This is a genomic window from Pseudogemmobacter hezensis, from assembly GCF_013155295.1.
GTDB classification, from domain to species: domain Bacteria; phylum Pseudomonadota; class Alphaproteobacteria; order Rhodobacterales; family Rhodobacteraceae; genus Pseudogemmobacter; species Pseudogemmobacter hezensis.
Genome location: NZ_JABJXT010000029.1, coordinates 15653 through 35932, shown reverse-complemented (window position 1 = coordinate 35932; position 20280 = coordinate 15653). Strand labels below are relative to the sequence as shown.

24 protein-coding genes, 1 tRNA gene and 2 pseudogenes are annotated in these 20280 nt (G+C 60.7%); 21 read left to right on the top strand and 6 right to left on the bottom strand.

Translation table 11 applies throughout. From position 1 onward, the window contains the following. Nucleotides 1–50: 50 nt before the first annotated feature. Nucleotides 51–127: transfer RNA gene (locus tag HOY34_RS20140), tRNA-Met, on the top strand. 229 nt (nucleotides 128–356) lie between these two features. Further along, on the top strand, nucleotides 357–557 hold the full coding sequence (locus HOY34_RS22520) for a hypothetical protein (protein ID WP_366926991.1): 201 nt from the start codon (nucleotides 357–359) through the stop codon (nucleotides 555–557). 147 nt (nucleotides 558–704) lie between these two features. On the opposite strand, the pseudogene HOY34_RS22515 reads toward HOY34_RS22520, so the two are convergent. The 4 genes and pseudogenes from HOY34_RS22515 to HOY34_RS20120 all read right to left on the bottom strand — a co-directional run. Continuing rightward, a pseudogene (locus HOY34_RS22515) lies at nucleotides 705–1745 on the bottom strand (recombinase family protein); the annotation flags it as partial. 462 nt (nucleotides 1746–2207) lie between these two features. Continuing rightward, entirely contained in the window at nucleotides 2208–2585 is a 378-nt protein-coding gene (locus HOY34_RS20130) for a hypothetical protein (protein WP_216654858.1), read from the bottom strand. Between the two features lie 20 nt (nucleotides 2586–2605). Next, complete coding sequence (gene dinB / locus HOY34_RS20125; RefSeq protein ID WP_172366209.1) at nucleotides 2606–3733, bottom strand: DNA polymerase IV; 1128 nt, start codon at nucleotides 3731–3733, stop codon at nucleotides 2606–2608. A 9-nt stretch (nucleotides 3734–3742) separates the two neighbouring features. Further along, a complete protein-coding gene (locus HOY34_RS20120; RefSeq protein WP_253944579.1) occupies nucleotides 3743–4366 on the bottom strand; it encodes an SOS response-associated peptidase family protein in 624 nt (207 codons plus the stop codon). A gap of 224 nt (nucleotides 4367–4590) precedes the next feature. On the opposite strand from HOY34_RS20120, the gene HOY34_RS22355 reads away from it, so the two are divergent. The 3 genes from HOY34_RS22355 to HOY34_RS20105 all read left to right on the top strand — a co-directional run bounded on the left by HOY34_RS22355 (nucleotide 4591) and on the right by HOY34_RS20105 (nucleotide 6950). After that, nucleotides 4591–4722, top strand: a complete 132-nt coding sequence (locus tag HOY34_RS22355; RefSeq protein WP_301538924.1) for a hypothetical protein — start codon at nucleotides 4591–4593, stop codon at nucleotides 4720–4722. Nucleotides 4723–5202: 480 nt separating this feature from the next. Next, complete coding sequence (locus tag HOY34_RS20110; RefSeq protein ID WP_172366200.1) at nucleotides 5203–5622, top strand: hypothetical protein; 420 nt, start codon at nucleotides 5203–5205, stop codon at nucleotides 5620–5622. After that, the gene (locus HOY34_RS20105; RefSeq protein ID WP_172366198.1) at nucleotides 5619–6950 is read left to right on the top strand and encodes an ImmA/IrrE family metallo-endopeptidase; all 1332 of its coding nucleotides are present in this window, start codon (nucleotides 5619–5621) and stop codon (nucleotides 6948–6950) included. Before HOY34_RS20110 ends, HOY34_RS20105 begins: the two co-directional genes overlap by 4 nt. A gap of 84 nt (nucleotides 6951–7034) precedes the next feature. Here HOY34_RS20105 and HOY34_RS20100 read toward each other — a convergent pair whose 3' ends face one another. Further along, nucleotides 7035–7604 carry a plasmid pRiA4b ORF-3 family protein gene (locus tag HOY34_RS20100; RefSeq protein WP_366926993.1) on the bottom strand — a complete coding sequence of 190 codons (570 nt, stop codon included), beginning with the start codon at nucleotides 7602–7604 and terminating at the stop codon, nucleotides 7035–7037. Nucleotides 7605–7632: 28 nt separating this feature from the next. Next, nucleotides 7633–8390, bottom strand: a protein-coding gene (locus HOY34_RS20095; protein ID WP_172366196.1) for an IS5 family transposase whose coding sequence is annotated in 2 segments (ribosomal slippage) — nucleotides 7633–8054 and nucleotides 8054–8390 — 759 coding nt in all. Because the reading frame shifts where the segments join, the coding sequence is not laid out codon by codon here. Between the two features lie 439 nt (nucleotides 8391–8829). Between HOY34_RS20095 and HOY34_RS20090 the strand changes: the two genes are divergently transcribed. The 16 genes and pseudogenes from HOY34_RS20090 to HOY34_RS20020 all read left to right on the top strand — a co-directional run bounded on the left by HOY34_RS20090 (nucleotide 8830) and on the right by HOY34_RS20020 (nucleotide 20215). Further along, entirely contained in the window at nucleotides 8830–9231 is a 402-nt protein-coding gene (locus HOY34_RS20090) for a single-stranded DNA-binding protein (protein ID WP_172366194.1), read from the top strand. A 188-nt stretch (nucleotides 9232–9419) separates the two neighbouring features. After that, nucleotides 9420–9668: a helix-turn-helix domain-containing protein gene (locus HOY34_RS20085; RefSeq protein ID WP_172366192.1), complete on the top strand. Its 249-nt coding sequence runs from the start codon at nucleotides 9420–9422 to the stop codon at nucleotides 9666–9668. Nucleotides 9669–9774: 106 nt separating this feature from the next. Further along, the gene (locus HOY34_RS20080) at nucleotides 9775–10047 is read left to right on the top strand and encodes a DUF2285 domain-containing protein (protein ID WP_172366190.1); all 273 of its coding nucleotides are present in this window, start codon (nucleotides 9775–9777) and stop codon (nucleotides 10045–10047) included. Between the two features lie 116 nt (nucleotides 10048–10163). Further along, a pseudogene (locus tag HOY34_RS22510) lies at nucleotides 10164–10295 on the top strand (transcriptional regulator domain-containing protein); the annotation flags it as partial. Nucleotides 10296–10311: 16 nt separating this feature from the next. Beyond that, complete coding sequence (locus tag HOY34_RS22225) at nucleotides 10312–10941, top strand: DUF2285 domain-containing protein (protein ID WP_172366188.1); 630 nt, start codon at nucleotides 10312–10314, stop codon at nucleotides 10939–10941. 138 nt (nucleotides 10942–11079) lie between these two features. Beyond that, nucleotides 11080–11373, top strand: coding sequence for a helix-turn-helix transcriptional regulator (locus HOY34_RS20070; RefSeq protein WP_172366186.1), 294 nt, complete (start codon nucleotides 11080–11082; stop codon nucleotides 11371–11373). Beyond that, nucleotides 11370–12476: a replication initiator protein A gene (locus HOY34_RS20065; protein WP_172366184.1), complete on the top strand. Its 1107-nt coding sequence runs from the start codon at nucleotides 11370–11372 to the stop codon at nucleotides 12474–12476. Before HOY34_RS20070 ends, HOY34_RS20065 begins: the two co-directional genes overlap by 4 nt. A gap of 50 nt (nucleotides 12477–12526) precedes the next feature. Next, nucleotides 12527–12982 carry a DUF2840 domain-containing protein gene (locus HOY34_RS20060; RefSeq protein WP_253944578.1) on the top strand — a complete coding sequence of 152 codons (456 nt, stop codon included), beginning with the start codon at nucleotides 12527–12529 and terminating at the stop codon, nucleotides 12980–12982. Then, nucleotides 12979–13557 carry a S26 family signal peptidase gene (locus tag HOY34_RS20055; RefSeq protein ID WP_172366180.1) on the top strand — a complete coding sequence of 193 codons (579 nt, stop codon included), beginning with the start codon at nucleotides 12979–12981 and terminating at the stop codon, nucleotides 13555–13557. The genes HOY34_RS20060 and HOY34_RS20055 overlap by 4 nt, the downstream gene beginning before the upstream one ends. Nucleotide 13558: 1 nt before the next feature. Next, nucleotides 13559–13894, top strand: a complete 336-nt coding sequence (locus HOY34_RS20050) for a DUF736 domain-containing protein (RefSeq protein ID WP_172366178.1) — start codon at nucleotides 13559–13561, stop codon at nucleotides 13892–13894. Between the two features lie 156 nt (nucleotides 13895–14050). Next, nucleotides 14051–14674, top strand: coding sequence for a lytic transglycosylase domain-containing protein (locus HOY34_RS20045; protein ID WP_366926990.1), 624 nt, complete (start codon nucleotides 14051–14053; stop codon nucleotides 14672–14674). A gap of 243 nt (nucleotides 14675–14917) precedes the next feature. Then, nucleotides 14918–16657, top strand: coding sequence for a relaxase/mobilization nuclease domain-containing protein (locus HOY34_RS20040; RefSeq protein WP_172366174.1), 1740 nt, complete (start codon nucleotides 14918–14920; stop codon nucleotides 16655–16657). A 21-nt stretch (nucleotides 16658–16678) separates the two neighbouring features. Next, nucleotides 16679–18664, top strand: coding sequence for a conjugal transfer protein TraG (locus HOY34_RS20035; RefSeq protein ID WP_172366172.1), 1986 nt, complete (start codon nucleotides 16679–16681; stop codon nucleotides 18662–18664). Nucleotides 18665–18666: 2 nt separating this feature from the next. After that, nucleotides 18667–19137: a CopG family transcriptional regulator gene (locus HOY34_RS20030; RefSeq protein WP_172366170.1), complete on the top strand. Its 471-nt coding sequence runs from the start codon at nucleotides 18667–18669 to the stop codon at nucleotides 19135–19137. A 203-nt stretch (nucleotides 19138–19340) separates the two neighbouring features. After that, nucleotides 19341–19814 carry a hypothetical protein gene (locus HOY34_RS20025; RefSeq protein WP_172366168.1) on the top strand — a complete coding sequence of 158 codons (474 nt, stop codon included), beginning with the start codon at nucleotides 19341–19343 and terminating at the stop codon, nucleotides 19812–19814. Nucleotides 19815–19858: 44 nt separating this feature from the next. Then, nucleotides 19859–20215, top strand: a complete 357-nt coding sequence (locus tag HOY34_RS20020; RefSeq protein WP_172366166.1) for a hypothetical protein — start codon at nucleotides 19859–19861, stop codon at nucleotides 20213–20215. The last annotated feature ends 65 nt before the right edge of the window (nucleotides 20216–20280 follow it).

Genomic DNA, 20280 nt, shown 5'->3' with positions numbered 1-20280 from the left:
TCTCCAATACGATACAAACTCCCCTCATACTAACCCCGAGGGGATACGGCCGCGGGGTGGAGCAGCCAGGTAGCTCGTCAGGCTCATAACCTGAAGGTCACAGGTTCAAATCCTGTCCCCGCAACCATCTCAACTTGCGCACCGCCCGCCCCATCGGCGGGCTTTTTGCGTTCCAGCGCAATCGTCAGAATGCCCGCCAGATCACCCCGTACCTCGATCTGCAGCTCGCCGCTTACGGTGTCCGGTGTCAGGACGATCTCCTGCACCAGTGAGCGCAGAACGTCCGCCGCACCCATGCGCCGTGCCTCGGAATCCTCCTGCAAGGCAGCGTAGAGCTCTTCGACCTGCTCGCGGTAGTGATGGGCCATGTTCGGGTGAAGCAGGGGAGGGGGCTCATCCGCTTCGGCCATGAACGACTTCAGTTCCTTTTGCCGACGTTCCAGCTTGACCATCTTCTCGTTGAGACGATCAGCTGCGCCACCTTTGAGGATCAGGTCAACGAGCGTGTCGAGCTCCCTGTCGATCTTTTTGATCTCGGCCTCTGCCGCGTCGATTGATGCCCGCCCTTCCATCCGCAGCTTGTTCATCTCGCGGGTGAACTCGTCGCAGAACTCCTGAAACAGCTCCGGCTTCATCAGGTTGTGGCGCAGGGCGTTCAGGACCCGTTCCTCCAGCGCATCCCGCCGGATGTTCACGTCATTGCCGCAGGTGCCCTTGTTGCGTCTGGTCGAGCAGCCCACCAGATGCGCCGAGATCATCGAGTAGCCGCCGCCGCAACAGCCGCATTTGGTCAGGCCGGACAGCAGGTACTTCGGCCGTCGCCGGTCGCGGAAGTGGTTCTCTACGGGATCACCCTCATCTGGCGTGGCATGCTTGACCGTCTTCTGGCGGTTCTTCACAGCGCTCCACAGCTCGTCCTCGACGATCCGGAGTTCGGGCGTATCCTGGATCACCCATTCGGATTCCGGATTGGGGCGCGCCTGCCGTTTGCCGGTGTCGGGATCCTTGATGAAGCGCTGCCGGTTCCAGACCAGCTTGCCGATATACATCTCGTTGTTCAGGATGCCGTTGCCGCGCTTCTGGTTGCCGTTGATGGTGCTGAAACCCCAGTCCCCGCCCGAGGGGGCCTCGATCCCGTCCTGGTTCAGCTCGACGGCGATGCGCTTGGCAGACTTGCCCGCGGCATAGTCACGGAAGATGCGGCGGATGACTTCAGCCTGTATCTGATTGACGGTGCGGTCGCCCCGGACCGCTTCACCGTTGCTGTCGAACTTCTTCACCACGTCGTAGCCATAGGAATTGCCGCCTCCCGACTTACCGGCTTCCACACGGCCGCGCTGCCCGCGCCGGGTCTTGTCCGCCAGATCCTTCAGAAAGAGGGCGTTCATCGTCCCCTTCAATCCGACATGCAACTCGCTGATCTCGCCCTCCGAGAGCGTGAACATCTTCACATCGGCATAGCGCATGCGCTTGTAGATCCCGGCAATGTCCTCCTGATCGCGGCTGATGCGGTCCAGTGCTTCCGCCAGGATCAGGTCGAAGCGGCCGCGCGAGGAATCCAGGATCAGGGCCTGAAGACCGGACCGCTGGATCATGCTGGAGCCGGAGATCGCATGATCGGAATATTCCTCGACGACGGTCCAGCCTTCCTTCTCGGCCCGCAGGCGGCACATGCGCAACTGGTCGGCGATGGAGGCTTCACGCTGATTGTCCGAGGAATAGCGGGCGTAGATAGCAACGCGCATGGTCAGGCCTCCACAGTGATCAAGGGTGCGGCGGCCGGTGATCCTTCAGCTGCTGCTCGTAAAGTCCGCGCGCGGCCCGGCGAGCAAGAAGGCGGACCAGAGCGACCAGTCGAGGATCGCGGCCATCCGGTGCGGTCAGCAGCGTCAGTTCGGGCTTGCCGATCTGCGCTTCCGCCTTGTGAATGGTGTTCGGTTGCAGTGCCATCGTCGTGCCGTGACCTTTGGGGATGCACGAACTCTACGAAGCAATTCCAATGCGTTACAGAGAAGCGCATGGCGGCGTTCGGGTGTCGACAGCGTACAGAATAGGGCATTGGCGTAGTCCTGAGCAGCATGGCGTAGCGCAAATACTGGCGCAGCGCTGTGCGAATGTGCGGCTCACAGGGGATATGAACATCTGCTCGCACAGCGAGACGTTCCAGCCAAGTCCTGTGGGCAGCCTACGACGATGCGCATCCAATTTCAATATTCTTCCGGGCCAGAACGTGCTCTTTGCCAGGCCTCCATCAAGTTTGGGTTCGTCCCATTTATGGGTAGACCCGAGCCAGCGATCAACAAATGCTCGGAACTCTGGCTCGCCGAAGCGAAGCTGAAACGTGTAGAGGGGTTGACCACCTGCCGCATCAGATCCCGCATCTCTTCATCGTCGATGCGGGAAAGTTCCTTCCATGGAATCAGGTTGCCGTCACCATCAATTACGAAGACATCTGAAAAATCCCCCGTATTCGTCACTGGCATGCGCCCGGCATGGATGCTCTCCAACATGGTGTTGCGGACGCAGACCATCGCCATTGCCTTGGCGAGCAGGGCTGCGATCCGCTCCTCGTCCTGACGCTTCATGCTGCACTCCTGTGCGCTCTCTACAGGCCCGGAAAGCCGAGGCTGAGTTGCTGTTCGATAGACTCGCCGATGTCTAGTTCCAGCGAGGATAGCGTCACCCCGAGAAGCCGCACACCCTTCGCAAATGGCGAAAGTGGCTCCAGAAGGGCCGAAGCGATTGCCGAGAGTTCCTCTGCGCCCCGCATTCCGTGCTCGATAGTGCGGCTGCGCGTGATCTGCTGGAAATCGGCGTACTTGACTTTGAGCGTCACGGTGCGCCCCGTAAGGTCCTTGGCCTTGCAACTGCGCCAGACCTTGTCGGCCAGCATCCGGATTTCCCGCAGCGTCGGTTCAAGGTTCGTGATGTCTTCGCTGAAGGTATCCTCCGCCCCTATCGATTTGCGTTCCCGATGCGGTTCTACCGGACGATTGTCGATCCCTCGCGAAATCCGGTAATACCAGCCGCCCGACTTCCCGAAATGCTCCCGCAGGAACTCGGCCGATTTCTCTCGCAGATCGGTGCCGGTCAGGATGCCGAGGCGTTCCATCCTGGCCGCCGTCGCGGGGCCGACACCATGGAACTTCTTCACGGGCAGATCGGCCACGAACTGCGGCCCGCGTGCCGGCGTGATCACCGCTTGGCCGTTGGGCTTGTTCAGATCGCTCGCCATTTTGGCGAGGAACTTGCAGTAGCTGATCCCGGCCGAGGCATTGAGCCCGGTGACCGCTTTTATCCGGTCCCGGATGACCTTCGCCACCTCAGTCGCGATGGGAATGCCCTGCTTGTTCTCGGTGACATCGAGGTAGGCTTCATCCAGTGACAGCGGCTCGATCAGATCGGTATGTTCCGCGAAGATCTCGCGGATCTGCGCCGACACTGAGCGGTAGACCTCGAAGCGCGGCTTCACGAAGATCAGATCGGGACAGCGACGCTTCGCGGTGACCGAAGGCAGGGCCGAGCGCACTCCAAAAGTGCGCGCCTCGTAGCTGGCGGCCGCCACTACACCGCGCGCGGCTGAGCCGCCAACCGCGACCGGCTTGCCTCGGAGTTCGGGGTTGTCGCGCTGTTCGACCGAGGCATAGAACGCATCCATGTCGACATGGATGATCTTGCGGGCCGTTCCAGCCGGTTCATCTCGCTCCCTGATCTGTTCCGCCTGCCCTGACATTGATGATACTCAGCCAGCCAGAGGTACCGGTCTCTCGACGAGTTCAAGCAGGTCGTCATCGAGGGAGCGTTGCAGGGCCTTTGCCTGTCGCCAGTCGGCTGTCAGCCACACCTCCACTTCCTCCCGGGTGGTGAGAACCACCGGCATGGCTTTCGGATGGACCGGTTTCACCAGAGCGTTGGGGGCCGTGGTGAGGAACGCGAACAACTCATGCTGGCCCGGCCTCGGTGTGCGGTTCGATCCGCGGGTGCCCTCCCATTGTGTCCAGATCCCGGTGAAGAAGAACAGCGGGTGCGTCTGGTCACGCGCGAACCAGTAGAGGGGTTTGCGCTTCATCGCCGGATCATGCGCCTGCCCATATTCGGAGAAGGCCGTCGCTGGGAGGACGCAACGGTGCTCGACACCCAGCCACTGCTGCCAATGGCGTATCCATGTGTTGCGCACCACCGGCGCAGGTCGGTCGGGATAGGCGTCGAGCGAAGGTTCGAGGTTGCCGATGCTTTCGTGGGTAAGCGTCAAGATGTCCCGGATCGCCTGCTGGTTGGTCGTCAGGTGGTAGAGATTACACAAAGCCGCTTCTCCGGTTGTACGTTCACCATTTGCCAGAACCTTCGGCGAGGCTTCCGACCACATCTTTCGGAGCTCAGATTCGCTCGCGGATCGCATGAGAACAAATAGGGAATATAACAAGGGGATTGGCCCTTGGAAAGACCCGGAGCCTTCCCTCAAGATGCACGAGCGCGCCATCAGTCAGGCCAAAGCTACCCTCCGCGCGTGCGTCTCGCAACTCGAGGGAGAAGGCGCGCGTACGCGGGATATGCTCCTTTCGACCTTCCATCGCTTGGCCGGGCGGCGGGTTGGCGCTTGGTTACCAGCATGAGGTCGCGGGCGGCGGCAATGGCGCGGCAGACTGGGCAACAGCGGCCTGTTTCGCCGCCGGGGGGATCGTCCCGATCGCCGCGCGGACGCAGGGCAAGGTGCTATGGTGAGGTGGTGCATCTGGTTGTGCATCAAATCACCGACCTGTCGCGCGAACTCGCCAGCTTGGGTGGGTGGGAGGTCGCACTCCCGTTGCCACATGGTAGGGGCGATGAACTCCATCATCGATCACCGACACCCGAACTGCGCACCGGGGGGGCAGGGTGAACTCGCGGGGCTTTCGGTAGGTCGCGAACACTTTTTACCGTTCAAGCATGATGCCGTTGCGGCGCTGTACTACGAAGGCTCGCTGAGCAAAGGCCTGCTCCGTAGGTGCGGCCTCAAGGAGTGTGCTCGGCAGGATCAGGCCACTCGGGATAGAGGTTCAGTGGGCATAGTCGCAGAAGTCATGCTATCCATGACACGCTAGGGTGTGTCGGTGAACGGTACTTTGCCGTTCCTTATGCAATCCAGAATGCCGAGTATCGACCTTTTGCGGTAATCCGGGTAAAAGTCGTCAAATTGCACCGGGTTCCAAAGAGGTTTCCCGCATGAAGCGGTACAACAAATTCAACCCTAAGCGACGCCTTGCCGCTGCCGGGCGCCTCTCATGCGGTGAGCTGGAAACGCTTGCCGCAGCCGTTATTTACACCGGAAATCCTGAGCACAAGCGCAACCCTGGCGACTTTAACCTGACGCCACCCGCCCAGCCGCGTAGAGGTAAAACCTTGTGTGATGTTGCGTCGATCTTCAAGAAGGCTGACGCATTGCGATATCTCAGAGATGGGCTGGAACGGGGAGCCATCAGTGAAGCATTCGTCGATGGCTGGCCAAAAAATATATGGGCTGTCACTGAAGATGGTACTCCCTTGGAAGCCCAGAGAGATGGGGAAGGGCGTTACCATGGATACCCGATGCCTTCGGAGGATCCGATGGCTGCAGAGATCAAAAGATTCTGGAATGCAGAATGACTGAACTTCACATCACGCATGACTGGAACTCTTACGATGACTCTCTGACCGAATGCGGGGAAACCACTGCTCGGCTTGGAATCTTCCTTGATGGCTATTGTCTGACAAAGAACCATGACCTTTTCTCCAAAACGATTAGGGACCAGATTCATGTTTCTCTGTACCCATTGGCGATGTGGCTTGCCTCGTCCTGGTGGAGATTGCACTATGAAGTGCTTCCCGATACAGTCAGGAAATCTCCGCCGCATGACTGGCGCATGAGCCATGAGATGGCCGCAGCCAACATGGGCTTCCTGTGGCCGCAGATTGTCTTTTCTCCCGATGCCGACAGTATTCAAGTTTGGGCGCAGGCGTCGCAAGGTCAAAGAGAAGATGCCGTCAGATTCCTTAATGGTCTGGATTATGCGTCCATAATTCCCAAGGATCAGTTCACTCGTGAGATGACGTCATTGATCAGCAGCGTAGTCGCGCGGCTGCACGAGGTTGGTTGTAAAGACTCCGACCTTGCGATCATATGGGGTTTTATTTCGGAAGATTTGAATAACCCCGTAGAGCACAAAAAGCGGCGTCTCGAGGCGGTTCTTGGCTTCGACCCTGAGAGCTGCCCGGAGTATCTGATCGCGCAAGCAATTGATCTGGAAGCGAGGATTGGTGCCGATTCGTTCTCGGAGCTTTCTGGTGCATATGCTCAGGATACGGATGATCGCATCGGTGCCATACAATGTCTTATTCAAGCAGAAGGTTTGAAGGGGGCGCCGAGTGAAGTTCTCGATTTTAACTTTGAGAGCGCGACAAAACAGCCGTGGGAAAGTGCGGTCTCGGCCGCCAGGAAGCTCAGGCAAACGATTGGTGATGTCTCTGGGCCCGTGAAGGACTCTGTTCTCAGCGACCTTCTGGGTCTGTCTCTCACAAAGTTCAAGGAATGGATTCCAGTGAACGCAGCCAAAGCTGCCGTTGCCGGCCCCGAGGGCAAGGGGGCAATGAAGTTCGTCCCTCGGCGGCGACACCCCATTGCTCAGAGATTTGATCTCGCGAGATTTATCGGAGATTACATCCGTACGCCGAAAAATGGCCAAGCGCCTTGGCTTGTGTCCGCCGATCTTTCGAGTGCAAGGCAGAAGTTCCAAAGAGCGTTTGCCGCAGAGTTTCTGTGCCCGATCAATTCTCTGGTGGAGTTTCTTAGCGGCGATTTCTCGGAGGCTGCGCTTTCGGATGCGTCCGACCATTTTTCAGTGAGCGAAAGAACGGTAGATTCACTCCTGATGAACAATGGGTATCTGCCCAGGTATGCGGCCAACTACGGAATGCCCTATAGAGTAGCACTTTAGGTCGCGTTCTGATTCTGTAAAATCCTGGCGTGAAAGTCGCATGAGGGATGCACGCGAGGTCAGGGCTTGGTCTGCGGCCTTCAGCTATAGGTTTCGGGGTATTGGTTTTGGCTGGTGCAGGCGTCTGTTGACGTTGGTGCGGAAGGTATTGCGCAGATCTCTGTTGATGAGATCGAGGTCAAACCACTCGGGGTCGAAATGCCCGCCTACCCAACGAAGATGGGCTTTGTGGTCTTCATGCTCCGTGTCCAGGAGCGTCCCGAGAAAGTCTCCGTATGACCACGGGCCTCCAACATCCTCGGGCGGTCGGGCGCGGGCACCTTCGATGCATTCAGCGTGGCGGGGCAGGGGATCGAGGGCCAGCCATTCCTCGATCCGGATCACATGGGTCCAGTCATCGCCGAAGTCATAGAGATAGCTGAAGGTGAGATCCTGCCCCGTGAAATCCGCCAGCCCGACCTCTGTGTAGTCGTAGAGCCGCGTCCCACCGAAGCCATCCTCAAGCTGATCGAGATCGCCATAGCGTAGCCCGCCGATCCGGAACTCGTGCAGATGGCTGTCGGTCCAGCTGAAAGCTGCCTGAAGAACCAGGTGAAGCCTGTCGAGCGTCCAGTCCGTTGGCACGACAAGGCGCCGCCAGATCGGCGGGTCAATGTCGGCTAGGCTCAGGACTCGTTCTGGATCATAGCCAGAACAAGACCGTTGCGGCGAGCATGATGGCTGAGAAGAAGGTTTCCGGGCATCGGTCGTATCGGGTGGCGACACGCCTCCAATCCTTCAACCTCCCAAACATGATCTCGATGCGGTTGCGCCGTTTGTAGCGGCGCTTGTCATATTTGACGGCCTTCTTGCGGGACTTTCTGCCGGGGATACAGACCTTTATCCCCTTGTCTTTCAAGGCATCTCTAAACCAATCGGCGTCATAGCCTCTGTCGGCCAGCAGCCACCCCGCCTTCGGCAGGCTGCCCAGCAGCGCCGCCGCGCCGGTGTAATCGCTGACCTGGCCAGCCGACATAAAGAACCCAATTGGTCGTCCTTTGGCATCGGAAACCGCGTGCAGTTTGGTGTTCATGCCGCCTTTGGTTCGTCCGATCTGGCGCGCACGCCCCCTTTTTTGACCCGTAGGCTCGACGCCGTGCGGTGCGCCTTGAGGTAGGTCGCGTCGATCATGATGGTCTTGTGTTCGGCGCGCTCGGTGGCCAGGCCCACCATGATCCGGGCGAAGACCCCATTGTCGCTCCAGCGCTTCCAGCGGTTATAGAGGGTCTTCGCCGGGCCGTATTCCTTCGGTGCGTCACGCCAGCGCAAACCATTGCGATTGATGAATATTATGCCGCTCAGGACGCGACGGTCATCGACGCGGGGCTTGCCATGGCTCTTCGGAAGGAAAGGTTTGAGGCGCTCCATCTGGGCGTCAGAAAGCCAGTAAAGGTTGCTCATTGGTCAGGTCTCCTTGCAGAGCCTGAATCACGACAATGTCCTGAAATCAATGGGTCCTGAGCCTAGTCCCGAACCAAAAGACCTTCCGGCGGGAAGGGCAGGGGGTGGCCGGGAGGCGGGTTGATTGACCTGTGCTCTCGGGTGCCCGTTTCAGGGGGACGATGCTGATACCCGCATGGGATGCCTGTTCTGCTCCGCGTCTCCGAAGAGCACTCGAACGCACCATTCCCTCCGCCTGACTGATCCCCTAAGTCCGCTCGGTTTCCACCAGCAACCCCCGCGGCTCCGGACCGTGTTGGCGCGCGAGGCGCGCCTGCCCGCACCACTCCGGGCCTTGGGGGCAAGCTGCCGCGAGTGCGGCAGTTGCGGGTCTCTTCCGACGGCCTTGGCCGGGTCTCGTCGGAGGGATGGTCCCTCCGAGAAGCAACGGAGACTTACAATGCAGAACATCGTCATCCTCGCCGGCAACATTGGCCAAGCCCCCGAAACCATCACCACCCAAGGCGGCACCGGCATCACCCGCTTCACCCTGGCCACCTCGCGTCCCCGCTACGCAGAAGGCCGTGTGGTTCGCGACGAGAACGGCTATCGGGTACAGGACACCGAATGGCACCGCATCACCTGCTTCAACGGCCTCGGCAAGACGGTCCAGGAGCATTGCGAAAAGGGCATGAAGCTTCTGGTGCGCGGCCGCATCCACTACACGAAATGGACCGATGCGGCCGGCGTTGACCGCTACGGCTGCGAGATCATCGCCGAGACGGTCGATTTCCTGAGCCGGGCGAAACAGACCGAGACCGACGACGGCAAATTCATCGATGACGATGATATTCCGTTCTGAGCGGGAAGCCCGGAGCCCGGCGGCGCAAGCCGCCGGCTTCTTTCCGTTTGGATCGATGCGAATCGATGCGCCGCAAACTTGCGCTGCGAAACCGCACTAAACGATTCTAGTTGGATTTTACAGTAAACTACGTCTATTATAGTCGTAGTTCTGGCGCGCGGATCAACGCCAATGGGATGTGATCAGGCATGATCACCGCCCAACAGATAAGGGCCGCGCGCGCAATGCTCACCTGGACACAGGAGGCGCTCGCAGACAAGGCCATGGTTTCTCTCACCGCGCTGAAGCGGCTTGAGCGGGGCCTGCGTGTTTACGACAGCACCGCAGACCAGGTGCGCCGGGCGCTCGAGGAGGCGGGTATCATCTTTATCAGTTCGGGCCATGTTGGAGTTATGATCGATGCCGGACGGATCTCGAGGCCTGACAAAAAGCGCTGACTGCGCAACGAGGATGCAAGGCTGTTCGTCGAAGGTGTGGGTTCGGTTGTAATTCTCTTACAGGCTACCATTGCTGTTCAATTTTCCAGCGTTTCGGAGCGCAAGTGTGAAAGGATCTGTTTTTTGGGACACGGCACCGTTTGAGGATGGCCTGACCGACTATGATCGGCAGAACCTGCAACTCTATCTCTGCCTGCTCGATTCAGAAGAAGCGGGGGTGGCATGGCAGGAGGTGGCAAGACACTTTCTCCACGTCGAGGTAGAGCGCGAGCCCGAGCGTGCACGCATGATGCATGAGACGCATCTGTCACGGGCGCACTGGATGAGTACGACTGGCTATCGCCTATTGTTGAACGAGGCAGCATCGGTCCGGTCGTGACTGTGGTGCAGCCCTGGAACATCCCTGTGCCTGAGGGAGGACTTCCAGCAATGATTCCTCACTGAAAGATTCACCATTGCGGCAATGAACTGCCGCAGTGATGAGAGGAGGAAGGTATGGAATCGCATCAAAATGCTGCACCGGCGGCAGGACCCTATGCTTATCTTGATGCTCTGACGATCCCGGAATTCTGTTGGGAGTTTCTGCGCCGGAACGCAGATTATCGCCGCGACTACAACGAGGCCATGGCATCGGGAAATCCCGATGATGCCGACGAGGTTGCCGAACGCTGGAGGTTGTCCTTTCCTGGTCGATCCCGCCTTATCCCCACAGCAGGCCACGCTGTTCTGGCAGCCTGCGGACGATGCGGGCACAGTGGTTCTTGCGCCTGCGCCGAGCATTCTCGCCGCCGAGGCCGGCGCGTTGCGTCGGCTCGGCCTGCCGAGAAGTCGCCGTCGTGGCAGGGCAGGGGAATACCGTCGGCATATGATTGTCGAAGGGCGTAGCACCGGGCTTGATGCCCTCCTGCTCGAGGGGGCATCTCCAGACCAGCCTCTGGTCATAGTGACGCCCTATGCACGACATGGGATCCAGCGCCTGCGCGCAGCCAGAAACCTGCTCGAAGCGACCTTCAGCCGCCGCCGCCCAATGACGCGTCAGCCAACGCGGCAACAAAGCCGTCGCTACCGTCACATGTTGCAGGCCATTGACGCCCGGCAAGCAGGCGCGAGCTACCGTCAGATTGCCGAAGCTCTTTTTGGCAAGGGGCGGGTCGCCAGCGATCCCTGGAAGAGTTCGGCACTCCGTGACGCGACCCTTGCTCTCGTGCGCGACGGCATGAAGCTGGTCAATGGCGGCTATCGTGATCTCCTGCAAAGGTTTCCCGAACGTTAGCGACGATTGAGGCGTCCTGGGGAGTGCGAATTCACGCCGTGAAGATTCGCACTCCCTCCTCTTCGCCGATCTTCGACATGGTCCTCCGTGATCGCCCATGGCTGCCAACCGCCTGAGGCACTGCACGGAGATACGCTGATGAAGCCTGACCTTTCCGACCTGCCGCCGCGCTTTCTGCGCACACCCGAGGCTGCGCGTTTTCTGGGGCTTTCCGGCAGGACGCTGGAAAAGCATCGGTGCTTCGGCACTGGACCGGCCTATTGCAAGCTGGGCGGGCGGGTCGTCTACGCCTTCGATGATCTGCAGGCCTGGGCGCAGCGGGGGAATGTCACCTCGACCTCAGACCCGCGCGGCCGGGTTCTGCCTGCGAAGCGCCATCCGCAGTTGAACAGGGTGTCGGCACCTGACCTGCAGGACGGACGTCGCGCATGACGCGCCATGTTCTCAGGGCAGATCCGGGCGAGCGTCAACATCTCACGCCCTTTGTCGTCACCGGCAGCGATATCCGGCCCCGCGATCAGCGCGACCTGATGGAGCGCCCCTTCTTTTCTCTGGCGAAGACCCGGCGCGTCGCGCCGATCCGCTATGCATCGGGTAATGTCCGCGTCGAGGTGCACGCGGTACCGGAACATGGAATGGCAACGATCTGGGATGCCGACGTCCTGATCTGGGCCGCCAGCCAGATCGTCGATGCAATTGATGCCGGACTGGCAACCTCGCGTTTTCTGCGCTTTACGCCCTACCAGCTCCTGACCGCCACGGGGCGCGAGACTGGCGCGAGTGACTACCGCCTGCTTCGCGGTGCATTGACCAGACTGCAGTCCACGGCCGTGCGGACCACGATCCGTCAGGGCGAACAATGGCGACGGCACCAGTTTTCCTGGATCAATGAATGGGAAGAGCTTACCCTGCGTGATGGCCGCAGCGCAGGGATGGAACTGGTTTTGCCGGACTGGTTCTATCGCGGCGTCATCGACCAGTCGCTCGTGCTTGGGATCGATCCGGCATATTTCCGTCTGACCGGCGGGATCGAGCGCTGGCTCTACCGTGTGGCGCGCAAACATGCCGGTCGTCAGGCCCATGGCTGGATTTTCGATCTTCCGCATCTTCACGAAAAATCCGGCAGTATGGCGCGGGTCTCCGACTTTGCGCTGCAGGTCCGGCGTATCGTGCTGCGCCAACCGATCCCGGGCTATCGGCTGTCGCTCGAGCGGATCGGGCGCCGCGAACTGCTGCGGATTGTCGTGCAGGATTTGTCCACAAATCGGGCGGACCAACCTGTGCATGGACACGGGAGATCACACGCAACGAGTATCGGGAGATTACACGCAGGGGTATCGGGAGATCACACGCAAAACCCCCAGCTAAGCCTCTGGCCGGAAAGCGGGAATCCGGCTGCTAACTTAGAGTCTAACAAGACTCTAACCTTTGAAGAGGGCATCCCTGCTGTGGAAAACCTGCCCGTCAGCAGGACCGCGACAGGTGTTGACGCGCAAAAGCCGCCCCTGAACTCTCTCGGGGAGAGCTTGCCATGAATGCGGGTCACTCTTCGCCTGGCCCAGCGTCATCTGCGGCGGATGCCGGCATGACATTGGTCGATTTGCTCTGGGAACAGGGCAAGGTCGAGCGCTGGATCCGGTTCGGAAACAAGTGCCATGAGCAGCACCTCGATCAGCAACGCAGCATCGTCGGCTTCGCACCGGACTCGATCTTTGCCTTCATTCGCTGGGCCGCAGGTGACTTTGGCACTGTGGTCTCCAGTATTGATATCCTGCGCGCTGTCGCATCCGGCCAGGCGTGCCAGAGTGTGCCGTTCGTGCGGCCCGGAGCAGAGATCCTGCTGCGTCAGAATGGCTGGCCGAAGGTCGAGCGGGTACTGCGTGCGATCGATGCCGTTGAACGTATCGGCATTGAACCCGCGGAAGCCTGCCCGGACCACTGGCGGCATATCCATAACCGCCTCTGCATCGCCGACCCGCCACTTGACTACACACGAGCGCAGCATCTGGCCTGGATCCGCCGCCGCAGGATCCTGCAATGAGACGCCGTTCGCTCTTCATCCTGATGGCGCTCGCGGTGTTTGGCGCCGGCTTTGTGTCTCTCATTCCGGTGACACCGCGGCTGATCTGGAACGCGACAGCGAGTCTGCCGCTCGGCCTCTACGTGCTGCAGCCTTTCGACGCTCTGGAACATGGTGATCTTGTCGCGGTTGCTGCCCCCGAGCGAAACGCCGGGCTTATCCTGGAGCGCGGCTATCTCGGCACCGATGTGCCGCTTCTGAAGCGCGTGGCTGCAGTTCCGGGGCAACGTGTCTGCCGCCTTGGAGGCGCGGTTTCTGTCGATGACCAGCTGCTCGGCTACGCCATGGAAACCGACAGTTTGGGGCGTCCGATGCCGGTCTGGCAGGGATGCCGACTGCTGCGACAGGGCGAGATCTTTCTGATGAACAGTGACATCCGCAACAGCCTCGACGGTCGGTATTTCGGTGTTACGCCGACGCGGGCCGTGCTCGGTCGATTGCGCCCGATCTGGACATGGTCGCGCGCCGTGGATGCCAGCGACCCGGAGATTGTCGCGCCTGAACTTCCACCACCCACGCCAGAACAGGAGAGATGACATGGCGCAAATCGGACACTTCACCAAGACGACAGACGGCTATGCCGGACGTGTTCGCACGCTCGCGCTTGATGCGGAACTGCTGCTTGTCCCGGTCAGGAATGGCGATTCAGAAAACGCGCCGGATTACCGAATCCATCTTGATGATGCGGAGGGACCGGAGGTGGGCGCGGCCTGGCAACGGACCGGCGAAAAGGCGGGCGAGTATCTCTCGATGCAGATCGACGATCCGTCGTTCGCGCAGCCCATCCGCGCCAATCTCTTCCGTGAGGATGACGCAGGCGACGGCTGGATTCTGACATGGAACCGGCCTTCGCGTCGCGATGGGAAAGACTGAGCCATGACGATCTTCCGCGCAGATTTTGGCGGAAGACGGGCAGTCGGGCGGCGGAGTGCTGCCCGGCGTCTCGCGCTTCTCTCTCTTTCCGGCCTGTTCTGTGCTTTGCCACTGGCGCTTCCGGTTGGTGCAGAGGAAGCGCCGTCTGCCGAGGTCATGGCGCGCGATCCGTACGCGGAGCATATCAGCATCGCCGCGCAGCGTTTCGGCATTCCGGAACACTGGATTCGTGCTGTCATGCGGGTCGAAAGTGGTGGCCGTGCGGATGCCATCTCGCAGGCTGGTGCGATGGGGCTGATGCAGGTCATGCCCGGCACCTGGGCAGAGCTTCGCATCCGTCACGGCCTTGGCGATGACCCATTCGCGCCGCGCGACAACATACTCGCAGGCACCGCCTATCTGCGCGAGATGTTCGACCGTTTCGGAAATTCCGGCGCGATGCTTGCAGCCTATAACGCCGGGCCAGGGCGCTATGAGGAGCACCTCGCCGGCAGTGATCTGCCTGCCGAAACCCGCGCCTATGTCGCTGTGCTGGCCCCGGTTCTGGCCGATCAAACCCTGCTCGACCGCTTGACGGGTACTGCCTCCCGACCGCGTGACTGGCGCGAAGCATCGCTCTTTGTCGCCTCCTTCGAGGCACAGCCAGAGGCGGAAATTGCGCCGGTCGAAAGCTCTTCGACCGCATCATCTGCCGCTGCGGAAATGATCCTCTTTCCACAAGTGCAAACAGCTGTGCGCGGGCTTTTCGTCGGGGGCGATCTCATGGAGCCCGCGCCATGAGCCGGATCGCATTCAGGCGTAGTCTTGCGTGCTCCCGGCAAGGAAGGGCGGTCTCGCGGGCTGTGGCCAGCCGCTCGACCGTAAGAGGGCAGGATAAAGGGGCGCACATTGTGCTGCGGTCGGTCGGTTGTTTTTGCAGGGAAATTTGGTGCTTCCCGCACATTGCTTTGCCGATCCGCAATGTGCGGATTTGCGGTATTTCGCTGAAATATAACCACAAAACGCACCTTGCGGAGCATTGTGATGGCCGATGACCGTGAATTCCGCATCCGGCCTGGGCGAATTCGCTCCACGAGGGCGCAAAGTGCGCGGCCATTCATCGCACAGGCGCTGGCGGCAGCGCAGAAGGCCGGGGGAGGCGTATCGAGATCCGGTCGGATCGTGCCGGGCAGTCGCTCGACCTTCGGGCGCGGCCAGCGTGCCAGCATTCAGGCCAATCGGCTGATCACCTCCAGATCTCGCGGGGCTGTCATCAAGGCAAGGGTCGTCCGGCAGAGCGGCCGTGGCGCACCGCTCTCGGCCCATCTCGACTATCTGTCGCGTGATGGTGTCACCCGGCACGGGGAGAAGGGTCAGCTCTTCGGGGCCGAAGTCGAGGGTCAGGACATCGAGTCCTTTGCGGATCGCTGTGAAGGGGATCGGCATCATTTCCGCTTCATCATCTCACCCGATGATGCAGTGGAGATGTCTGACCTGAAGGGGTTCACCGAAGAACTGGTCGGGCAGATGGAGAAGGACCTCGGCACGCGCCTTGACTGGGTTGCCGCTGATCACTGGAATACCGAGCATCCGCACGTCCATCTCCTGGTGCGCGGTGTCCGTGATGATGGCGAGAACCTTGTCATTTCGCGCGATTATATCAAGGAGGGGATGCGGGATCGGATACGGGATCTGATCACGCAGGAACTCGGTCCGCGGACCGACCATGACATCAGGGCCTCTCTTGACCGGCAGGTCGCGGCAGAACGCTGGACACAGCTGGACCGTCAACTGGTCCGCGATGCCGGGGTCGCCGGCGTCATCGACACTGCGCCGGTGCCCGGGCAGCAGCCGGATGCCTTCGCACTGCAGAAGCTGGGCCGGTTGCGAAAGCTCGAGACCCTGGGCCTCGCCGAGCAGGTTGGTCCCGGCCAATGGACGATTGCCGATCGTGCCGAGACCGTGATGCGCGATCTCGGCGAGCGGGGAGACATCATCAAGCGGATGCATCGCGCGCTGACCGGACTTGGTATCGAGCGCGCCGCTGGCAGCTACGTCCTGGCTGCCGAACAACTGGAGACTGCGGTGGTCGGGCGGCTGGTCGCCCGGGGGCTCGATGACGAGCTGAAGGGATCCGCCTATGCCGTGATCGATGGCACCGATGGCCGCAGCCACCATATTCGCTTGCCGGATCTCGCGGCTTCCGGTGACAGCGCGCCCGGATCCATCGTTGAGCTTCGCCGCTTCGAGGATGCGCGCGGGCAGCCACGTGTGGCGCTTGCGGTCCGGTCCGACTTTGATCTCGCGCGCCAGGTTTCTGCCGATGGCGCAACCTGGCTCGACCGGCAGGCGATCGCGCGGGAGCCGGGCGCGCTGGCGGATACGGGGTTTGGTGCAGAGGTTCGCGAAGCACTTGAACAGCGCGCGGAGCATCTGGTCAGTGAAGGGCTTGCAGAGCGGCAAGGTGGCCGGGTGATCTTTGCCCGAAGGTTGATCGAGACCCTGCGCCGGCGCGACCTGGAGGGGCTGGCCGACAAGATCATGGGGGAGACCGGCAAGAGCTTTGGTGGCGTGACCGGCGGCGACTATGTCGCCGGCAGCTATCGCCAGCGTTTCGCACTCGCCTCGGGCCGTTACGCCATGATCGACAATGGTCTCGGATTCCAGCTCGTGCCCTGGTCCCCTTCGCTCGAGAGCCAGCTGGGCCGCCATGTTTCGGGGCTCGCGCGCTCCGATGGCAGCGTCGACTGGAGTTTTGGCCGCAAACGCGGCCTCGGTCTCTGATCCCACCTGAAAGGAGCAGCCATGTCCGCGACCAAGATCCTTTGGGGGCAGATCATCACCGTGTTTCTAATCGTCCTCGTCACCACATGGGCGGGGACGCAATATGTCGCCTGGAAACTCGGTTTCCAGCCCCAGCTCGGCCCGCCCTGGCTCATGCTCATGGGTTGGCCGGTTTACTATCCTCCGGCGCTCTTCTGGTGGTGGTATTTCTACGATGCCTATGCGCCAGCGATCTTCATGCAAGGCGGGATCATCTCGGTTTCTGGCGGGTTCATGGCGATCATTGTCGCCATCGGCATGTCCGTCTGGCGGGCCCGGGAGGCGAAAAATGTCGCGACCTATGGCTCTGCCCGTTGGGCAGAGGCCGCAGAAGTGCGCGGCGCCGGTCTCCTGGAACCTGACGGTGTGGTGCTTGGCAAATACGACCGCGACTATCTGCGCCACGATGGGCCCGAGCATGTACTGTGCTTTGCGCCGACCCGCTCCGGCAAGGGGGTGGGGCTGGTGGTGCCAACGCTGCTGACCTGGCCTGGCTCGGCCATCGTCCATGACATCAAGGGTGAGAACTGGGGTCTGACTGCTGGCTTTCGGCAAAAGCACGGCCGCGTGCTGATCTTCGATCCGACCAATGCGGCATCATCGGCCTATAATCCGCTTCTGGAAGTGCGACGGGGAGAGTGGGAGGTTCGCGATGTGCAGAACATCGCCGATATCCTCGTTGATCCCGAAGGCAGTCTCGAGAAGCGCAACCACTGGGAAAAGACCAGCCACGCGCTACTGGTAGGGGCGATCCTGCATGTGCTCTATGCTGAAAAGGACAAGACCCTCGCTGGCGTTGCGGCGTTCCTGTCCGATCCCGCGCGACCGATCGAGGCCACACTTGCGGCCATGATGGCAACCAGCCATCTCGGCGAGGCAGGTCCGCATCCGGTGATCGCCAGCGCCGCGCGCGAGCTCTTCAACAAATCCGACAACGAGCGTTCCGGGGTGTTGTCGACGGCGATGTCGTTCCTGGGGCTCTACCGGGATCCTGTCGTGGCCGAGGTCACCCGGCGCTGCGACTGGCGCATTGCCGACCTGGTTGGCGGGCGCGATCCGGTAACGCTCTATCTGGTCGTGCCGCCTTCTGACATCAACCGCACCAAGCCGCTGATCCGCCTGCTCCTGAACCAGATCGGCCGCAGGCTGACCGAGGATCTCACGGAGAAGGGTGCGCGGCACAGGCTTCTGCTGATGCTCGATGAGTTTCCGGCCCTTGGGCGTCTGGATTTCTTCGAGTCTGCGCTTGCCTTCATGGCTGGCTACGGGATGAAGAGCTTCCTGATCGCCCAGTCTCTCAACCAGATCGAAAAGGCTTATGGGCCGAACAACTCGATCCTCGACAATTGCCATGTCCGGGTGAGCTTCGCCACGAATGACGAGCGCACAGCCAAACGGGTCTCCGATGCCCTTGGAACCGCGACCGAGATGAAGGCGATGAAGAACTATGCCGGTCACCGGCTGTCACCCTGGCTCGGACATCTGATGGTTTCGAGGTCGGAAACCGCACGTCAGCTCCTGACCCCGGGTGAGATCATGCAGCTTCCGCCCTCGGAGGAAATTGTCATGGTCGCCGGTATTCCGCCCATCCGGGCAAAGAAGGCCCGCTACTATGAAGACCCCAGGCTGACCGAACGCCTGCTCCCGGCCCCTGCGCCGAAGCCACCAGATGCTGCGCGACCTGATGACTGGACGGCCTTGCCATTGCCTGCGCGGCCTGTGATCGACGCCGGTCGGGCGCAGGACCGATCTGACAGGGAGGACCCTACCGACTCTGAGCGTCGCTATCAGCCGGAGCTGAACCGGGCGCAACCCGACCGGAAGCCCAAGCCCGCGATCAACGAGTTCGAGCCTGAACTGGCGGATGAGACCGATGATGAAGCCGCGCAGAACCGCCGCCTGGTCAGGGTGATGCGTGGGGTTGCACGTCAGGTCGCCATGGATCCCAATGACAACATGGATCTTTGACCATGGCCCTTCGCACAAAGAAGACGCAGATTTCTGTCTATCTCGCACCTGATGTGATGGCGATGTTGTCAGACTATGCCGCCCGGCGTGGCTTGTCGCAGTCCATGATCACCGAAGCTGCGGTTGCATCGTTCCTGTCACCGGATGCGGCTGACAGGCGTGAGGCGGCTATCGCCAAGCGCCTTGATCAACTGGACCGCCGACTCGGCCGATTGGAGCGCGACCTCGGGATCTCTGTGGAATCTCTCGCGATCTTCATCCGTTTCTGGTTGGGCGCGACGCCCACCTTGCCCGAGCCGGATGCCGCTGCAGCGAGAGCAAAAGCCGGCGAGCGCTATGATACCTTCGTCACGGCACTCGGCCGGCGGCTGGCACGAGGGCCCTTGCTGCGCCAGGAGATCGCAGACGACATCGCTGCGGCAGATGGGGCCGGGGATGAAGCTCAGGATGGGGAAGATATGGCAGGTGGGTGATCGATCTGGTTCGCTGTGGTGCCGGAAGCGCGCAGGCCGGAAACGGGGAACCATGTGCGGTGCAGCCTCTTTGGAGGCGGTCGCAGTGCCTGAGGCGCACAGCCCTGTGCCGTCGCGGCAGGGCTGATCTACCGATTTTGCCTTTATCTCAGCTCGCGCGCCCGATAGCAGACCATGTTCATGCACGAGTTTGGAGGGCGGGAATGAGTGATTGCGATCAATCGCTTGCGGAAAAGCAGGCCGGGGTTAGCAAACGCGCCCTCGAGGGTTTGCGCAACATGCTGAAGGGCCTCAGCGGCGTTTCAATCGTTTTTGCGTCAGCCGCAGCAGTCCTTCTGAAGCTCCTCGCGGACAGTTATCAGCAGCCGGAGCTGCAACGGCTGGAGTTGAGCATCTTTATCCTGGGCATGTTTGTATTTTTTGGAATTTCCTTCGGCTGGCTCATGTTCTGGCTCAGAGAGATGATCGACGATGCCACAAAGCACAGCGAAGGCCGCTGGCGGCGTATCGGCTGGAACGTGGGGAAAACTGCGACCGCGATTGGCTTCATTGTGCCAATCTCGATCGTTTCATGGGGCGCATTTGGCTACTTCAAGGAGTTCTCCGACTCGCTCAAGGCGTTCCGGGTACACACGCTCGACCGCATAGAGGAAAACGCCGCTGCCCTGGACAGGTAAGCTGTCACCAGTCAGCGGATGAAGATCACGACAGGACGAAATACATGAACAGCCTGAAGCGCATTTTTGCGGGTGTCGACACCAGGTACATCCTGCGTGCCTATCTAATCGGCGCGATCCTTCTAGCCATTGTGGTCGGGGGCTTCCTCTCGAGAACAGACAATGTTGGACGAGCTGCGGCGGTCCTGGGATACTTCACCCTCTGCACTTTGCTTTTCCCGTTCGCCAAACTGGTCTGGGACCAACTGAAATCGCTTGTTCTCGGGGAAACAGTTCTGTTTCTGCCGATCGTCTTCCTCTACCCGGCAAAGATGATCGTGAACGTCCTTCTTTGGGGGGCCGCCGTCTTCGTTGCCCCCTTCGGTATAGCCTACATCTGGTTCAATACCCGGGAACAGTAAGAACACCTGACAGCGGCAGCCACTGTCGAGGGCTGGCCATGATGAACGACCCGGACCGCGATAGT

Bases quoted from the DNA above. Each gene is read 5' to 3' on its own strand.
- HOY34_RS20130 (WP_216654858.1), bottom strand. From the start codon at position 2,585: ATGAAGCGTCAGGACGAGGAGCGGATCGCAGCCCTGCTCGCCAAGGCA.
- dinB (WP_172366209.1), bottom strand. From the start codon at position 3,733: ATGTCAGGGCAGGCGGAACAGATCAGGGAGCGAGATGAACCGGCTGGA.
- HOY34_RS20120 (WP_253944579.1), bottom strand. From the start codon at position 4,366: ATGTGGTCGGAAGCCTCGCCGAAGGTTCTGGCAAATGGTGAACGTACA.
- HOY34_RS20110 (WP_172366200.1), top strand. From the start codon at position 5,203: ATGAAGCGGTACAACAAATTCAACCCTAAGCGACGCCTTGCCGCTGCC.
- HOY34_RS20105 (WP_172366198.1), top strand. From the start codon at position 5,619: ATGACTGAACTTCACATCACGCATGACTGGAACTCTTACGATGACTCT.
- HOY34_RS20090 (WP_172366194.1), top strand. From the start codon at position 8,830: ATGCAGAACATCGTCATCCTCGCCGGCAACATTGGCCAAGCCCCCGAA.
- HOY34_RS20085 (WP_172366192.1), top strand. From the start codon at position 9,420: ATGATCACCGCCCAACAGATAAGGGCCGCGCGCGCAATGCTCACCTGG.
- HOY34_RS22225 (WP_172366188.1), top strand. From the start codon at position 10,312: ATGATGCCGACGAGGTTGCCGAACGCTGGAGGTTGTCCTTTCCTGGTC.
- HOY34_RS20070 (WP_172366186.1), top strand. From the start codon at position 11,080: ATGAAGCCTGACCTTTCCGACCTGCCGCCGCGCTTTCTGCGCACACCC.
- HOY34_RS20065 (WP_172366184.1), top strand. From the start codon at position 11,370: ATGACGCGCCATGTTCTCAGGGCAGATCCGGGCGAGCGTCAACATCTC.
- HOY34_RS20060 (WP_253944578.1), top strand. From the start codon at position 12,527: ATGACATTGGTCGATTTGCTCTGGGAACAGGGCAAGGTCGAGCGCTGG.
- HOY34_RS20055 (WP_172366180.1), top strand. From the start codon at position 12,979: ATGAGACGCCGTTCGCTCTTCATCCTGATGGCGCTCGCGGTGTTTGGC.
- HOY34_RS20050 (WP_172366178.1), top strand. From the start codon at position 13,559: ATGGCGCAAATCGGACACTTCACCAAGACGACAGACGGCTATGCCGGA.
- HOY34_RS20045 (WP_366926990.1), top strand. From the start codon at position 14,051: ATGGCGCGCGATCCGTACGCGGAGCATATCAGCATCGCCGCGCAGCGT.
- HOY34_RS20040 (WP_172366174.1), top strand. From the start codon at position 14,918: ATGGCCGATGACCGTGAATTCCGCATCCGGCCTGGGCGAATTCGCTCC.
- HOY34_RS20035 (WP_172366172.1), top strand. From the start codon at position 16,679: ATGTCCGCGACCAAGATCCTTTGGGGGCAGATCATCACCGTGTTTCTA.
- HOY34_RS20030 (WP_172366170.1), top strand. From the start codon at position 18,667: ATGGCCCTTCGCACAAAGAAGACGCAGATTTCTGTCTATCTCGCACCT.
- HOY34_RS20025 (WP_172366168.1), top strand. From the start codon at position 19,341: ATGAGTGATTGCGATCAATCGCTTGCGGAAAAGCAGGCCGGGGTTAGC.
- HOY34_RS20020 (WP_172366166.1), top strand. From the start codon at position 19,859: ATGAACAGCCTGAAGCGCATTTTTGCGGGTGTCGACACCAGGTACATC.